Origin of the sequence: Halovenus salina, assembly GCF_026410925.1 — an archaeon.
GTDB classification, from domain to species: Archaea; Halobacteriota; Halobacteria; order Halobacteriales; family Haloarculaceae; genus Halovenus; species Halovenus salina.
In genome coordinates this window covers 1,755,453-1,771,628 of record NZ_CP112972.1, presented here as the reverse complement: position 1 = coordinate 1,771,628, position 16,176 = coordinate 1,755,453, and the positions used below count along the sequence as shown (strand labels likewise).

The 16,176-nt window shown below is 65.5% G+C and carries 12 protein-coding genes; 6 read left to right on the top strand and 6 right to left on the bottom strand.

Translation table 11 applies throughout. The features are described 5' to 3' along the window. The first annotated feature begins 11 nt into the window (after positions 1–11). Complete coding sequence (locus OSC37_RS08890) at positions 12–1,292, top strand: cytochrome P450 (protein ID WP_267161113.1); 1,281 nt, start codon at positions 12–14, stop codon at positions 1,290–1,292. On the opposite strand, the gene OSC37_RS08885 is transcribed toward OSC37_RS08890, so the two are convergent. Continuing rightward, positions 1,293–2,921 (bottom strand): DNA-directed DNA polymerase II small subunit, encoded by a 1,629-nt coding sequence (locus OSC37_RS08885; protein WP_438267603.1) that lies wholly within the window; start codon positions 2,919–2,921, stop codon positions 1,293–1,295. 86 nt (positions 2,922–3,007) lie between these two features. Here OSC37_RS08885 and OSC37_RS08880 point away from each other — a divergent pair, with 86 nt between their 5' ends. Further along, positions 3,008–3,793: a S26 family signal peptidase gene (locus OSC37_RS08880; RefSeq protein ID WP_267161111.1), complete on the top strand. Its 786-nt coding sequence runs from the start codon at positions 3,008–3,010 to the stop codon at positions 3,791–3,793. Here the strand turns inward: OSC37_RS08880 and OSC37_RS08875 are convergent, their stop codons facing one another. From OSC37_RS08875 to OSC37_RS08865, 3 genes are read right to left on the bottom strand one after another with little or no spacing between them, the layout of a single operon-like run. Further along, the gene (locus tag OSC37_RS08875) at positions 3,794–5,926 is read right to left on the bottom strand and encodes an ArnT family glycosyltransferase (RefSeq protein WP_267161110.1); all 2,133 of its coding nucleotides are present in this window, start codon (positions 5,924–5,926) and stop codon (positions 3,794–3,796) included. 5 nt (positions 5,927–5,931) lie between these two features. Beyond that, positions 5,932–7,053: an extracellular solute-binding protein gene (locus OSC37_RS08870; protein WP_267161109.1), complete on the bottom strand. Its 1,122-nt coding sequence runs from the start codon at positions 7,051–7,053 to the stop codon at positions 5,932–5,934. A 2-nt stretch (positions 7,054–7,055) separates the two neighbouring features. Next, positions 7,056–8,225: an alpha-1 4-glucan-protein synthase gene (locus OSC37_RS08865; RefSeq protein ID WP_267161108.1), complete on the bottom strand. Its 1,170-nt coding sequence runs from the start codon at positions 8,223–8,225 to the stop codon at positions 7,056–7,058. 122 nt (positions 8,226–8,347) lie between these two features. On the opposite strand from OSC37_RS08865, the gene OSC37_RS08860 reads away from it, so the two are divergent. Beyond that, a complete protein-coding gene (locus OSC37_RS08860) occupies positions 8,348–9,160 on the top strand; it encodes an AAC(3) family N-acetyltransferase (RefSeq protein WP_267161107.1) in 813 nt (270 codons plus the stop codon). Here the strand turns inward: OSC37_RS08860 and OSC37_RS08855 are convergent. Beyond that, positions 9,157–10,770: an ABC transporter permease gene (locus OSC37_RS08855; protein ID WP_267161106.1), complete on the bottom strand. Its 1,614-nt coding sequence runs from the start codon at positions 10,768–10,770 to the stop codon at positions 9,157–9,159. The genes OSC37_RS08860 and OSC37_RS08855 overlap by 4 nt on opposite strands. A 57-nt stretch (positions 10,771–10,827) precedes the next feature. Here OSC37_RS08855 and OSC37_RS08850 point away from each other — a divergent pair, with 57 nt between their 5' ends. From OSC37_RS08850 to OSC37_RS08840, 3 genes are all read left to right on the top strand, one after another. Next, the gene (locus OSC37_RS08850) at positions 10,828–11,334 is read left to right on the top strand and encodes a gluconate 2-dehydrogenase subunit 3 family protein (protein ID WP_267161105.1); all 507 of its coding nucleotides are present in this window, start codon (positions 10,828–10,830) and stop codon (positions 11,332–11,334) included. After that, positions 11,331–12,914, top strand: coding sequence for a GMC family oxidoreductase (locus OSC37_RS08845; protein WP_267161104.1), 1,584 nt, complete (start codon positions 11,331–11,333; stop codon positions 12,912–12,914). The genes OSC37_RS08850 and OSC37_RS08845 overlap by 4 nt, the downstream gene beginning before the upstream one ends. Positions 12,915–12,980: 66 nt before the next feature. Beyond that, complete coding sequence (locus tag OSC37_RS08840) at positions 12,981–13,736, top strand: dolichyl-phosphate hexose transferase (RefSeq protein WP_497007714.1); 756 nt, start codon at positions 12,981–12,983, stop codon at positions 13,734–13,736. Here the strand turns inward: OSC37_RS08840 and OSC37_RS08835 are convergent. Then, positions 13,733–16,105: a heavy metal translocating P-type ATPase gene (locus OSC37_RS08835; RefSeq protein WP_267161103.1), complete on the bottom strand. Its 2,373-nt coding sequence runs from the start codon at positions 16,103–16,105 to the stop codon at positions 13,733–13,735. The two genes, OSC37_RS08840 and OSC37_RS08835, sit on opposite strands and share 4 nt — an antisense overlap. Between the last annotated feature and the right edge of the window lie 71 nt (positions 16,106–16,176).

The following is a 16,176-nucleotide window of genomic DNA, read 5'->3' as shown; positions in this document are numbered from 1 at the left end:
AATGTCCCGCCGTGAGCGAACGCCCGCCGGTTGCCTCCGGTCGTCGCCCTCTCGTCGGCCACACGCCCGCGCTCTTGCGGGACCCACTCGCCACGATTCAGCGGTGGGGGCGGGAAGACGCCCTTGTTCGGGTCCGGGTGGCAGGACGGACGATGGTGCTGGTCACCGCGCCCGACCCAGCCCGTCAGGTGCTCGCAACCGACAGTGACAGCTACCAGAAAGCCGAAATCGTCCGGGAGCGTCTGGGAACCCTCCAGGGAAACAGCCTCGTCCTCATGGAGGGAGCACAGTGGCGAGAGCGTCGACAGACCCTCCAGCCTGCCTTCGGGCCGGAGAAACTCCCGGCGACTGGCTCGCTGACGACAACATACACGCGCGAGATGGTCGAACGGTGGGAGCCAGGATCGTCGGTGTCGGTCGTCGAGCAGACACGCACGCTCGTCCTCGCGGTGCTGGCGGAGGCGCTGTTCGGTCTCGACCTCCGTGGCGAGCGAACGCCGATTCACGAGGCTGCTGCGGACGTCCTCGCACGACTCGACCTGCGGTCACCGTCGGCGTATCTGCCGGAGTGGGTGCCGACGCCGACGAACTGGCGGTTCCGGCGGGCAGTCTCGACGCTACACGACCGCCTCGACGCTGTCGTCGAGGAGGGCGGCGACGAATCGTTACTCGGCCGTATGCAGGCTGCTGGCCTCTCCGCGACGGCGATGCGGGACGAACTTATCGCGTTGTTGTTTGCCGGCTACGACTCGACGGCAACCGCGCTGTCGTGTACGCTCGGCCTGCTCGGGACGCACCCGGGGGTACAGGCCGACTTGCGAGACGAACTCGACGCGACTCTCGACGGAGAGCCGACGACAGCAGACCTCTCGGAGCTAGAACTGCTCGATGCGGTCGTCAGCGAGAGCCTGCGGCTGTATCCGCCACAGTATCTGCTCTTTCGTGAACCGACTGCGGAGACGACCCTTGGCGGCTACTCTGTCGCGGCCGGGACGACTGTCGTCGTCGCGCCCTGGGTGCTCCACCGCGACCCCGAACGCTGGACGGCCCCCACTGCCTTCCGCCCAGGACGGTGGCTCGACGACGGCCCGCAGAGTCCAGAGTACGCGTACCTCCCGTACGGGGGCGGGCCGCGGTACTGTCTGGGCGCAACCATGGCCGACCGGCTGCTCCGGCTGGCCGTCGCGGTCGTCTGCCAGCACCACGAGTTCCGGGCGAGCGAGCCGGTGTCGGTGACCGCGGGACCGACGCTGTCGGTCGCGGAATCGCTCCGGCTCGAACTCGGCGACTGACTACAGGAACTGTCGAATCGTCAAATCCAGCGTCTGGAGGTCGACAATCGGCGCGTACCCCACGTCGGGTTCGAGGTTGACGCTTCGCTGGAAGTCGGTCTGTGACTGCCAGCAACTGGAGTTGATGGTGAGGACGTTGTGGTAGGTGCCGTAGCCGAGCTTGTGGATGTGGCCGGTGTGGAGGATGTCGGGCACCTCCTCCATGACGAGGTGGTCCTCCTCTTCGGGTGCAATGCGTGTCATCCCGCCGTACTGGGGAGCGACGTGGCGTTTTCGCAACAGCTGTGCCATCGTCCCCTCGGGATTCTCGTAGCTCGCGTGTTCGTCGGGGAGTTCGGCGATAATCTCGTCGAAGGAGGTGCCGTGATACATGAGCACCGAGACACCCTCGACGGTTACGGTCGAGGGGTTGGCGGTGATTCGTGCGTCGTGAGCGGACATGATCTCCCGGAGTTCTTCGTCGAAAGCGGGCTGGGGTTCTGCCAGCCGGACGGCGTCGTGGTTGCCGGGTATCATGATAATCTCCATGTCGCCGGGCACGTCCTTGAGATGTTCGCTGAAGGCCTCGTACTGGTCGTATATGTCGACAATATCGAGTTCCTCGTCCTGGTCGGGGTAGACGCCGACACCCTCAACCATGTCGCCGCCGACGAGGAGATATTCGACCGATTCGGCCTCGGGCGTGTGGAGCCACTCCGCGAACCGCTCCCAGGCGTCGGCCCGGAACTCTTCGCTGCCGACGTGGATATCGGAGACGAGCGCCGCCTCGACCGGGCGGTCGGCGGTCGACGGCGTGTAGGTCCGTGGCACGTCCGGAAAGTGCATCGCGTCGACGAAGAGGATACCCGCGTCGTCGGCGAGTGTTCCTTCGATGGCGATGACCTCGTCGTACAGGAGCGTCCGCACGTCGTCGGCGAAATCGCGGTCCTTCATCACCAGACAGGGGAAGGTCCCGTTCGTGTCTTCGAGTTCGACCAGCCAGTGGTTACTCGCCGTGGAGCGGACGTCCGAGACCATCCCGATGATGGCAGCGTCGCTGCCGCCGGTCATCCCCGCGACGGCGTCGGTCGGTCGGTGGTTGACCCGGCCGCGGAGCTGTGCCGACAGTTTCTCGTAGCGGTCCCGGAACACGGAGACGAAATCGTCGTACTCGCCGGTCCCGGTGCTCTGGATGTCGCCGCTCAACTCCGGCTCGACGGGCGACCGGCCGGTCGAGGCCGGAGTTGTCTCTCGGGAACTGGTCCCGCGTGTATCGTTCCCAGACCCCTCTGTTTCAACTGGAACCTCTCCTTTTTTATCAGTTGGTTGTTGGCTTCCCTTTCCAGTTGAAATAGGGGGGTCTTGTGGGTTGTCATTCTCTGTCGTAGTTGGCTTCGCAGAATCGACATCTTTCGGCCCGCTTGCCGGCGTATCGACCACTTCCTTGACGTGGTCTGAAGTAATAACGACAGTGTCCTCAGGCACTGTTTCTATTGCACGCTCGATGGCCGTTGCTGGGTCGGATGCACTCGCCAGCAGCGTGACCGCCTGACGGTCGGCGTTGTAGCCGCGGTCTGCGAGTGCGCGGACGATGCGAGTGCTCGTGTCGAGAGACACACGTCGATACTGGGCGGAAGCGCTCAAAAGCATAGCGAAGCGCAGCGTCAGCGACTGTCCCATCATCACCAGCCGCGACTCCAGAACATTCAAACGCCCGAGTGCGGAAGAGCTAGCCGATGACAGCGCCCGGCGACGAGGACGCCGACCGCGACTCTACAGACATCAGTGGGCGGGAACCGGGTCCCGCCGAAACCACCCCGGGCGATGCCGGGAGCGAGAGCGTCCGTTCGGCCGTCCACGCCGAAGGATACCAGGCCAACGAGCCATCTCGCCCGCCTGCGGTAGGTCGCGGCGGCACGACTCGCCCCGAACCGGCAGAGGAGGGGAGCGGGGAGTGGGCGCAGTTCGTCCAGGATATTGTGACGAGCGTGGTCGCGGTGCTGTTGCTCGGGGCGTACTTATTTGCGATAAGCGGCGTCTGGCCGCCGATGGTCGCCATCGAGAGCGGGAGCATGGAGCCGAACATGGAGGTCAACGACCTCGTGATTCTGATGGAGACTGAGCGATTCCAGCCCGCCGAGGCACACGGTGACACCGGGGTCGTAACCGCCGCGGTCGGCAACGAGACTGGCTACGGGAACTACGGCGGCGACGGTGATGTCATCGTCTTCAACCCCAACGGCAACGAGGGGACAACGCCGATAATCCACCGCGCGATGTTCTGGGTCGAGGAGGACGAAAACTGGTGTAAACAGGCAAATTCGGCGTATATTGGCAGTCTCGACGCCGACGACGAGGAGTGTGTCGCCGCCAACGACGGCTTCATCACGAAAGGCGACAACAACGCTCGCTACGACCAGGCCTCCCTCCGGGCCACCAGGCCGGTCAAACCCGAGTGGATCGTCGGGACCGCCGAGGCGCGGGTTCCGGGACTCGGCTGGTTCCGCCTTCACTTCCAGTGACTATCCGTCGAGTGAGACACGGAACGCGACGCCATCGAGGTGCTCTCCGGGGCGCTCGGGGAGATAGGTCCCCTCGCGTCCACAGTCTGTCGTGAGCCGACAGACCCGCCGTTCGGGGGGCCAGACGACCTCGACTGCGTTGCCGTCGGTTCTGACGGTCGCCTCCTGTCGGTAGGTGAGTGTCGCCCCCTCGGACTGGACGAGCGTCACCGTCACGACGACGACATCTGTTTCCTCGATTGCGACGGAGCCGGCCCCGTCGAGGCTGGCAGTATCTGCGTCGAGTGACCACGGGACGGTCAGCTCGGCCTCTGGGTCGTCGACGGTGTACTCGACAGCGTCGCCCTCCCGCGTCGTCAGCCCCACCCTGGCACGCTCGACGCGGTCGGGGACGCCGACGACGGTCTCGCCGTCGAAGGCCTCTCCGCGACGGAGCGCGAGCGCTTCGAGTTTCGGCTGGACGTGGTCGCTCGCGTCGGCGGTCCACTCCCCGCGATACGTGTACCGATGGAGGCTCCTGTCGGGATGGGCGTCGATGACCGCGAAGTTCTCTTCTGGGCCGCGGTTGAGCGCGTAGACGACCGGGCCGTCGAAGCCGGGCTCGTTCCGGAGCACTTGGAAGGGGTGGGCCTGCCACTCGCCGTACGGTGTCGGCACAAAGACGAGGTCGTTCTCGAAACCAGCCGTCTCGAATGGCTCGTAGGCAGTCTCGTATTTGTCGGCGTGGGCGGCGTTTCGCTCCATCGGTGTCGCCGCAAGGGCCGCGCTCGTCCCTACGAGGACGAGTAGGCTCACCAGCAGACCCGAGAGCGCTATCTGTCGCGGGGAGGCCGGAAGGCTCACCGCGAGGCGGGGAGAGAGCCATCGCCAGCCCACGACGAGCGCGACAGCAGCAAAGATAGCGACCGGCGCGAGCAAATCGAAGTGATAGAAGGGACCGAACTGCGAGGCGAGGCCGTCGGTCGGGTCCGACAGCGTGGCCAGCACGTTGTAGTTCCCCCAGAAGGGAACGTTTCCGAGGACGACCGACGGGACCACGGCCGCGAGCAAGAGTCCGGCGGTCGTGTCGACGGGACTGTCGCGTGCCGCGTGTCGCGCCCGGAGAACCACCCAGACCCCGCCAACTGCGAGGGCCGTGCCGAGGAGGCCGGCTGCGACCCACCGCGAGAGGAGATACCAGACTGCGAACCCGTTGGCTCGCAGAGCCACGCCTGGCGTGTACTCGATAGCGTGGTTGAGAATCTGCCGGTAGCCAAAGCCGGGACCATCGAGAGGAGCGAAGGCCTCGTAAGGAAAGACGAGCGGGTCGCCGGTCAGTCTGGCGTTGTAGGCGAGTGTGACAGCAACGAAGAGGAGTCCACAGAGGGCGGTGACCGCCTGCCGGACCGCGGCTGGCGGAACGGGGCGAAGTCCATCGTCTGCGAGGCTACGTATCGCGGTGTAGGCGGCGTGGACGACGAAGGGGGCTGCAAAAAGGACAGCCGTGTACGGCCGGGCGAAGAAGGCAGCGCCAATAGCGAGGCCGGCGAGGGCACCCCAGCGGTAGCGACCGGTCCGGACCCCGCGGAGGTAGGCGACGGCGAACCCGAGGTTCAGCGCGGTCGTCGGCGCGTACGGGAGAAAGGTCGCGCTCGTTATCAGCGCCATCGGTGAACAGGCAAAGACGGCGGCGGCGATGAGGCCGACGCGTCTGTCGACGACGGCGCTACCGAGCAGATAGACGAGGCCGGTGTTCGCGGCGGCGACCGCCGCCAGGGTGAGCCGTGGCTCGCCGAACAGCGCCATCGAGACCGCGTACATCGCCGCCGGAACGGGCGAGTACTTGGGGTAGAGCTGTCCGCCGTCGTCGATGAAAAACCAGGGACGGAAGGCACCGGCGAGGTCGCCGGCGGCCAGTTCGAGCTGTCCATCCAGCAACATCGCCGCCTGCTGGAGATAGACGGCTTCGTCGTGGTTACTGGAGTGGTACTCGAAGACTGTCGAGGCGAGCGCGAAGACGACGACGCCAGCCAGGAGCGCGAGCGCGCCGGCGGCGATGGTCTCGGGTGGGAGCGAGCGGAGACGGTCACGGGCACGCACGACGAACTGGCCGAGACGCTTGCGTATCCGCTTCCCGCCGCCGCCGTTGCTCATCGGCTTTAGAGGTTCGCGCCGGCGTCCTGCAGCAGGTCAACCGTCGGCTGGAGGTTCGACAGCTCCGCGAGGTCGATGTCCGGGACGCTGAGTTCGTCTATCGTCGGCAGGTCACCGACAGGGTCGACCTCGGGGATGAGCGGGTACTCGAAGGTCTCGACGGCGAAGTACTCCTGTGCCTCGGCCGAGAGGAGGTGTCTGATGAAGTTGCCCGCCAGCTCCGTGTCGTCGGCGGCGTCGATGATTGTCGCACCGGCGACGTTGAAGACGGCACCGGCGTCGCCGCTGGTAAACGCCGTCGAGATGGAGGCCTCGGGGTTGCTGTCGAGCACCCGCTGGATGTAGTAGTGGTTAGTGAATGCGGCGTCGACCTCGCCGTCTGCGACCGCCTGGGCGGCGGCGAACTCGTCGGGGTACGAGCGGATGCCGTTGTCGATGATGGCTTCGACCCACTCGCGCGTGGCTTCCTCGCCTTCGAGGATACGCATTGCGGTCACGAAGGCCTGACACGAACCGTACGACGGTGCCCAGCCCAGGTCGCCCTCGAAGTCGGTGAACTCCATGATGTTCTCGGGGAGGTCCTCGGCCGAGTAGGCGTTCGTGTTGTACGGAACCGTTCGGCCTCGACCGGATGTACCGATCCACTGCTCGGTACGGAACTCCTCTTCGACGGTCTCGGCCACCTCGTCGGGGAGAGCCTGCGTGCGGCCCTCGTCTGCGAGTGCACCCAGCGAGCCGGAGTTGACCGAGTAGAACACGTCTGCGGGCGTGCCGTCGCCCTCGTCGATGATGGCGTTAACGTGGGTGGTCGAGTCGCTGTATCGGGGAGTCAGATCGAAATCGTCGTAGAGGTCGTTGATGTAATCGACCAGCGGGCCAACGAGGAACTCGTTGCGACCCGAATAGACCGTCAGCTCGCCTTCGAGGTCCGGCAGCTCCTCCATCGACGTGCCGCCGGGCGCATCCCGGCCGGCGCGTCCGGAGCCGATTTGGCCGATGTCGGGAGTCTCGTCGTCCTCGCCGCCGAGGAGGTCTGTACAGCCTGCGAGGCCTGCGGCTCCCAGCGCAGTCATGCCTGCGAGGAACCGCCGCCTATCGTAGCCGTCGTCTGAGTTCTGTTGGGTCATTGTTAGTCGTCTGCGGGCGTCGAAACGGGGGTATGGCCCTCGAGTCCGTCGAGGTCGTTGAGGCAGTCGAGCCAGTCGAGCATGTGTTCGCCGACATGGTTGAAGAACGCTCCGTTGTTGTACGACGAGAAGTCCTGGGTCGCGAGCTCCCGGGCCATCGCCTCGAAGACGCCGGCGTAGGTCGTCTCATCGCCGCCGACATCGTCGATAATCTGCCAGAGGTGTTCGTTGAGTTCCAGGCCGGCGACCTCGTTTGTGAGGTCGTCGAACGTCGACCGCGGGGCCTTGTTGTGCTCACAGAGCGGGTAGCCGTTGTATATCTGCTTGCCGAGCACGTCACAGGCTCGCTTGAGGAAGACGCCGCTCCAGATGTCGTCGAACCGGCCGACGTCCCACTCGTTGTCGTCCATCGGGAGCTGGTAGAAGGCCGGAATCACCTCCCGGCGGAAGGCCAGGTTCATCGAACAGACCGTCAGATACTGGCCGGGCGCGGCGACGAAGTCGCCGGTGAAATCCTCCCGGCTTGTCCGGGTCTGTGCCTGGCCCTGCAGGTCGCCGTCCATCAGGATGCGCACCGCATCGAGGTCCGGGACGTTCGTCCACAGCCCCTGGGAGGCGACCACGTCGTCAACCTCGGCAGTCGTCGTTTCCACGGCTTCGTCCATTGCCGCGTAGGGATACCCCCGCGGGTAGAGGCCGTGTTCGTCGGCGCGCTGGTAGAGCACGTTCACCCACTGTTCGTCCGAGGAGACCTCCTCTATCTCGCCCTCGTAGGCGAGATTCCGGAGGTGGGTACCGAAGAAGTCGTCGGCCTCGTGGGGCAGAGTGTCGTCGTCGATAAAGACGCCGTACTCGAAGCGGGGGTGTGCCCACATATACAGCAGGCCGAAACTCGTTTCGGCGTGACTCGCCGCCGGCACGACGTGGCTGTACTCGTTGATGCCGTGGCGCTCGTAGAAGGCCTGCCGGCGACTGCCGTCGAAAACCTCGCCGGACACCCCTTCTTCGTCGAGCATCGTTTCCATCTCGTCGGTCTCACAGAAGTCCTCTGTCACGAGGACGAAGTGAAGCCGCGAGGTGTCGAATCCATGCTCGTGGGCGTTCTCGACGTACGCCCGCACACATTCGTACTCCCGGATAGTGGGAACGATAACGCAGATATCCTCGCTCATCGTCGTGTTCGTGTGTTTTTAGGAGAGCCTAAAAGATTGTCGATTCTTAGGCAGGCCTAACGTGTGTGGTTGACTGTCAGCCGACCACGAAGCTTATTGTGTCGCTCAGGAAGGGAGTTCATATGGACGAAACGCCGCCCGAAGAGCGTTCGCCGGAACCGGTGACAGTCGCCTCGATGACTGAGGACCTCAAAGGCCTCAGCGTCGGGGATGGGGATACCGTTCTCGTCCACGGGTCGCTGTCGTCGCTTGGCTGGGTCTGTGGCGGCGCGCCAGCCGTCGTCGACGCGCTGCAGCGGACCGTCGACGAGGACGGGACCATCGTGATGCCGACACACTCGCCGGGCAACATGGAGCCGTCGTCGATGAGCCACCCACCGGTTCCAGAGTCGTGGTACGAGACGATTCGCGCCCGGATGCCGCCGTACCGGCCGGCGGTGACCCCGACACAGGGGATGGGTGCAATCGCCGAGTGTTTCCGCTCCTGTCCGGGCGTTATCCGGAGCAACCACCCACAGCACTCGTTTGCCGCCTGGGGAGCCGATGCCGGCGACATCACCACCGACCACTCGCTTAGGTACTCACTGGGCGAGGGGTCGCCGCTGGCGCGGATCTACGAGCGCGACGGCGACGTGCTCTTTCTGGGGACCGACCACGCGACGAACACCTCGATACACCTCGCGGAGTACCGCGCCGACCTCGATATCGCCACGAAAGCCTGTGCCAGCGCGATGCTCGTCGACGGCGAGCGCAAGTGGGTCGAGTGGGAGGATATCGCGTTCAGCGACGAGGATTTCGACGCCTGTGGGGCGGCCTTCGAGCGCGAGCACCCCGACGCTGTCGAGACGGGAACGGTCGGGGTGGCGGAGGTGAAACGTATTGACCAGCAGGCGCTCGTCGACTTCGCCGTCGAGTGGTTCGAGCAGAACCGCTAGAGCCCTTCCTGGCCGCCTTGTGAGAGGAGAATGACCATCGACAGTCCCGAGATGACGAGCAACAGGAGTGCCGGAACGGCCGCGTACTGGTAGACAAGGTTGCTCTGGGCGCGCCAAATCTGTGTCACGATGGTCTCGAACCCGGTCGGGCGGAGCACGAGCGTCACCGGGAGCTCTTTCATCGTCGTCAGAAAGACAAGCGCCATCCCGGCGACGACGCTGGAGCCGATAAGCGGCAGCGTCACCCGACGGAACGCACCCAGCGACGACTCACCGAGCGTTCGCGCGGCCTCGACGAGCGTCGGGTCGACCTGCTGGGTGCCAGAGCGGATGATGCCGACGGCCTGGGACATGAACCGGACGACGTAGGCAAACACCAACAGCGGAATTGTCTGGTAAAACGAAGGGACGTAATCGGTGCCGAAAAAGACAAGCGAGAAGGCAAGGACGATACCCGGGACGGCGAAGCCGATGTAGGTCATCCGCTCGAAGACCGTCGACAGCCAGGAGCGACGACGTGCCGCGTAGTAGGCAATTGGAATCGCCGCCATCGCCGAGAGTATCGCGGCCGCGCCCGCGACTTCGAGTGAGTTGACGATGTGGCCGAGTTCGAAGGCGAGATTGGAGCGGCCGGTGACATCCTCGGCACGGGTCACCCAGAGCAGGAGAATCCAGAGTGGCACCAGCAGGGCAAGCGCGGTGACCGCAAGCGGCAAGACGACTGCGGGCCAGCGCCACCGCCCCAGGTCGACTGGTTTCGCGGGGTTGCTTGTGTCGCCGTCGAGCCTGTCGTCCGAGCGGATGTGCTGTTCGAGTGCCAGCACCACCAGCACGATACCGAGCAGGTGCAACGAGAGCATGGCGGCGTACTCCGTGCCGGCGAGTCGGAACTCCCTGTATATCTCCCGGGTGAACACCGGCAGACGCATAATTGCCGGCGTTCCGAAATCAGAGACGGCATACAGCGCCGCCAGCAGGCCGCCGGCCGCCGTCGCCGACCGGATATGTGGGAGTGTCACCCGCCGGAATGCCTCCCACCGCGAGTGATTGAGCGTGCGCGCTGCTTCGAGCAGGGAGGTGTCGAGTGTCAACAGCGATGCTCGCGCGGTGAGATAGACGTACGGGTAGGTGTACAGCGTGATGACCAGCGTTGCCCCGCCCAGGCCGTATATTTCGGGTATCTCTTCGATGCCAAGCGGCGCGAGCATGTTCTGGAACTCGCCGCGGGGACCGAACGCGGAGACGAACGTGAACGCGCCGATGTAACTCGGAATCACGAGCGGGAGCGCGACCACGACCGTCCAGAAGCGCCGGAACGGCAGGTTCGTCCGTGTGGTGAGATAGGCAAGTGGGACCCCCAACAGGACCGAAAACCCCGTCACGCCACCCATCAAGAGGAGGCTGTTGGCCAGAATGTCGAGCGTGTCCTGCTGGAAGATGAGCCCAATTGCCCGGTCGGGCTCGACCTGGAGTGCCTTGATGACCAGCCAGGAGACCGGAAATACCATGCTGGCTGCTATCACACCACAGAGCAAGGTTAGGCCGAGCGGCAGTTCGTCCCTCGAAAACTGTCTTCGGACCTCCTGGAGCACCGCAACGGGCCCTCGCATCTAGCTCAACGAAGCCGCTCCAACGACTATAAGGTTTAGGTTTGCCTAGGAGCGCCCATGGAGCTGTCCAGACGGGACGCGCTCGCCGCGCTGTCGGCGCTTGGCACAACCGCCGCGGCGGGCTGTGCCGTTCGCGCACCGCAAGAGAGCGAGCAGTCTGTCGTCGAGAGCTACGTCGCGGTTGCGACAGTCGTCTACCCCTCGCCGGTCTCGGGCGTGGAGTCGTTCGTCAGGTCGTTCCTGCCGGCCAGACTCGACCGGCCGAGACACGGACCGGCAATGTACGAGACCGTCGAGGAGCTACAGGGCGTTTCCCGCGAGTGGTACGGGGCGGAGCTGTCGGCGCTGGACCCTGCGACCCGGGATAGCCTGCTACGTGAGGTAGGGGCCGACGCGGCCGACGAGGACCCCGACGGGACGCTCGCCGAGCGGGTCCGGTTCTACGTCGTCAACGAGCTGTTACTCGCCCTGTACAGTTCGCCGACCGGCGGCGAGTTGGTCGGCATCGAGAACCCACAGAGTCACCCTGGCGGGAGCGACACCTACCAGCGGGGGCCGAAATGAGTGGGCGTGAACCCGTTCCCGACGCCGATGTCTGTGTCGTCGGCGCGGGGCCAGCGGGCGCGCTCGTCGCCGCCAGGCTCGCCGCCACAGGCCACGAGGTTGTCGTCCTCGATGCGGGACCGCGTTTTGATCCCGAGGATAGGCTCGCCAGACAGGAGCGGGCGGTCCGACCGGCCTACGACCGCCCAGCGGTGTGGGACGGCGACTCCGAGCGCGACGCCCATTCGAGCTCCGGCGAGCGCTTCTACCCGCTGAATCACGCCCGCGTCAAAGGCGTCGGCGGCTCGACGTTACACTGGCAGGGAATGGTGATGCGTCTCCACGAGGCTGATTTCAACTCCGCGAGCGAACGCGGCGTCGGCGTCGACTGGCCACTCGATTACGCTGACCTGCAACCCTACTACGCCGACGCTGAGCGCGAAATTGGCGTCGCTGGCGGGATGGACAACCCCTACGCCCCGCCCCGCGAGGAGCCGTTCCCGATGGCTCCCTTCGAACCCTCCTACAGCGACAGCCTGTTCGCAGAAGCCTGCGCCGAGTTGGGTATCGACATGCACTCGGTCCCAAACGCCCGCAACTCCGAACCCTACGACGACCGCAGCGAGTGTGTCGGCTACGGCACCTGCCAGCCGGTCTGTCCCTCCGGCGCGAAATACGACGCGACGGTCCACATCGAACGCGCAGAGAACGCCGGTGCGACGGTCATCGACCGCGCGGCTGTCGGGCGACTGGCCCACGACGCCGACAGCGTTGAGGCGGCCGTCTACGCCACCCCGGAGGGGGAGTACCGCCAGACGGCCGACCAGTTCGTCATCGCCTGTGGTGGCGTCGAAACCCCGCGCCTGCTGCTGCTCTCGGAGTCCGAGGAGTACCCCGACGGGCTGGCAAATTCGAGCGGACACGTGGGCCAGTACTTCATGGACCACCTCTTTGCCGGAACCGGCGGCGTCCTGGACGAGCCGACCCGCCAGAACCACGTCGGCTTTCTCACAAGTGGGTCCCACCAGTTCTACGACGAGGCCGACGAGGCGGTCGGCCCGTTCAAATTGGAGTTTTTCAACTACGCCGGCCCCTCGCCCGTGGAGATGGCGCTGTCTGGCGACACGTGGGGCGACGACCTGCTCGGGCAACTCCAGGAGGACTACGGCAACCACGTCGCGGTCGGCGCGCTGGTCGAACAGCTCCCCCGCGAGGACAGCTACGTTGGACTGGACCGCGAGCAAACTGACGACCACGGCAATCCGGTCCCTGACGTACACTGGAACGTCGGCAAGCGGGCACTGCGAACTATCGAGCGTGCAAACGAGATTCAGGAACGGATACTGACCGAACTTGGGGCCGAGATTACCTGGCAGGCCGGGCCCGACTCGACCGGCCCCGCCTACCACCACATGGGGACGACCCGGATGGGAACTGACCCCACAGAGAGCGTTGTCGACCCGACGCTGCGGACCCACGACCTCGACAACTGCTGGATTGTCGGGAGCAGCGTCTTCCCGACCGGGGGCGCGATGAACCCCACCCTCACTATTGCGGCGCTCGCGCTCCGGGCGGCCGACGGCCTCGAAGACGCCCTGTGAACGACGCGCTGCAAATTGTTTAGGCAAACCTAAAAGCATAAATGCGTCGGGTCGAAAGCGGGGATAATGAGCCAGAGACAGCATCTCAACGGCGATGGCGGCGGCGAGCGGACCGACGAGTCCGAGACAGAGAGGGAGGCGTTCACGTTCGAGGACGTGAGCGTCGTGATGGGGACCTACAACGAGGAGGAGGCAATCGGGACCGTCCTTGCTGATATTGAGGCGGTCACCGACGGCCAGGCCGAGGTGGTCTGTGTCGACGGTTCCTCGGACCGTACGCCCGAGATTGCTCGCGAGCACGGCGCACGGGTCATCGAACAGGAGCCACAGGGATACGGAGTCGCAGTCGAGGAGGCGATTCTCACCCCCGACCGGCCGATTGTCGTGACGACCGACTGCGACGACACCTATCCGATGGAACAACTGCCGGAGTTTCTCGCGGCCATCAACGAGGGGTACGACGTGGTCAGCGGCGACCGGCTCTACCACGGGGCCGAGGCGATGCCCGCCTTCAACCGCATGGGGAATCACCTGTTCGCGCTCACGGCGAGCGTGCTCATGGGCGAGCGCGTCCACGACACCACGACGGGAATGCGGGCCTACCGCCGCGAGGTCGTCCAGAACATCGAGTGGACCGAGAACACGGGCCTGTCCGCGGAACTGCTGATCCGGCCGCTGATGCGCGGCTACGATATACAGGAACGCCCAATCAAGTACGGCGAGCGCAAAGGCGAGACGAAACTCGACCCACTCGAAGGTGGACTGGCTATCGCGAAATCAATCGTCACAGTCTGTCTCGAAGAGCAGTTCCGGCGACTCTAAAGCGGGCGGTGGGCGTTCGCCGCCAGCAATACGCCGCTTATCGACGCGGCGAGAACTGCTATCAGCGGATTCAACACACCAAGCAGCGCCGCCGGAATCGTCAGGACGTTATAAAGGAGGCCGAGCGCCGTGTTCTGCCTCACGCGCTCGCCGGCCGCGCCCGCGAGGTCGAAGGTCGTCTCGACGCCCGCGAGGTCGTCGTCCGCGATAGCCACGTCCGCGGCGTCTGAGGCCAGTGCGGTCCCGCTGCCCAGCGAGATACCCAGGTCCGCCTGTGCCAGCGCGGGCGCGTCGTTGGTGCCGTCGCCGACCATCGTCACGGTCTGTTCGGATTGGAGACGGCAGAGTGCCTCGGTCTTGCCCTCGGGCGGGATTTCGGCGAAGACATCTGTCACGTCGGCCCGTGACTCGAAAAACCGGGTCGCCTCGGGATCGTCGCCGGTCAACACGACGACGTCGACGCCGCGTTCGCCCAGTTCCGAGAGCACCCCTTCCCAGCCCTCGCGTGGCTCATCGCCCAGAACGATGGTCCACTCCGCCTCGCCGTCGCGACCGACGACGACAGGAAGGTGACCGTCCGTGCGTGCGTCCGCGACAGTTGTTGCAATTGACTCCGAAACCGACCACCCTCGCTCCTCGAAGAGGTCCGGGTGGCCGACGAGATAGCGGTCGTCGTCGACGGTGCCGGCGACACCGCGCCCGAGCGTCTCGAACTCGGCCACGCTGGCGGCGGTTCCGCCGTCCGTGACGCGGTCACCGAAGGCCTCGGCGATGGCGTCGGCGGCCGGGTGAGCGGCCCGCGCTTCGAGGTCGGCGACGATGGATAACACCGCTGGTGGGGCATCGGCCTCCCGGACAGTCATCTCGCCGCGCGTGAGCGTCCCCGTCTTGTCGAAAACCACGACATCAGTCTCGCGGACGCGCTCGAAGACCGTCTCGTCGAAGACGACGATACCCCGCTCCATCGCCGCCTGTAGGTTCGCCGCCACCGACAGCGGCGTCGACAGCGCCAGCCCCCACGGACAGCCCACCAGGACGACCGTCAGCGCCCCGAGCAGGGCAGCAATCGGCCCGGTCGTTGCGAGGACGACTGCGGCGACGGCGACTGCGCCGCCAGCGAGCAGCGGGACGACGCGGCCGGCGACGCTGTCGGCCCCGCGCTGGAGGCCGTGTGTCGCACTCTGGAGGAGCCAGACCGCCGTGGTGAGGCGGTCGATGCTGCTGGTCGGCGGGTCACCGACGCGGAGGACAGCCGCTCCGTCGGTGACGACTGAACCACCGACGAGCCGGTCACCGGGTGCTTTCTCGACTGGCAGGGACTCGCCGGTGACGACGGATTCGTCGACAGTACAGGAGTCTGCCGCCAGGGTGCCGTCGACCGGGATTCGCTCGCCCTGTCCGACGAGGACTTCCTCGCCCGGCGTCAGCTCCTCGACGGGAACGGTCTCGTCGTCGCTGTACAGTGTCGCTGTCTCCGTCTGTGAGATAGTGAGGTCGGTGAGGTGGTCCATCGCGCGCTGTTTGGTCAGCGACTCATAGAAGACGGCGGCGACGACGCCTGCACCCACGAGGATAGTCAGATCGAAGTACATGTCGAGCCGACCGAGCAGCAGGGCGAGGATGCTGTAGCCGTACGCGCCGAGCAGTGTCACCGCCGCGAGGAGGTCCGTGTTCGGCTCGCGGGTCTTGATGCTGACGTAGGCCCCCCGGAGGACCGGCAGGCTGGTGAAGAAGACGACGACGCCGGCGACACTCGCAAACAGCGGCAACAGCAGGATAGTGCCGCTGTCCATCGCCCCGCCCTCGAACCCTTGGAGTGGGCCGCCGACCAGCGCTGAGAGCTGATAGGGATAGAGGACGACGACGTAGGGAAACATGAGAAAGAGGCCAAAGAGAACGCCGGCGGCGTACCGAAAGCCGAGCAGGTCTTCGAGGTCGCGCGTCGCTGCGCCACCCTCTCGGGAGAGGACTGTCGTCACCGACTCTTGGCCCGTCCGCTCGCGGTCGGCGACGCGGTAGCCGGCGACAGAGAGCGCCTCGGCGAGTGTCTCGGTGTCTGTCTCTTCGGGGTCGTAGGTGACGCGGACGCTCTCGGAGACGTAGCTCGCGTCCGCATCGCTGACGCCGGGCTGGTCGAGCGCCACCGATTCCAGAAACGACTCACAGGTGACACAGTGCATTCCGGCGACGTGAAAGAAGACGCGCTCGCCGTCCTCGTCGGGGGCCGTCGTCGACTCGGCCTCTGCTGGCGTCGCGTCGAGTGCCTCGTCTGCGTCTCGACACCCTGGCGAGCAGTAGCCGTCGCCGATTGGGTCTGCTGGGGCTGTTCGTCCACAGAACCGGCAGCCCTCGGCCGTCGTCTCGGACATATGTCTCCGTTTTTCACCGACTGCGTCGAGTACCGCCCTCTAACTGCTCGACAGGCAAAACTGTACCGCGT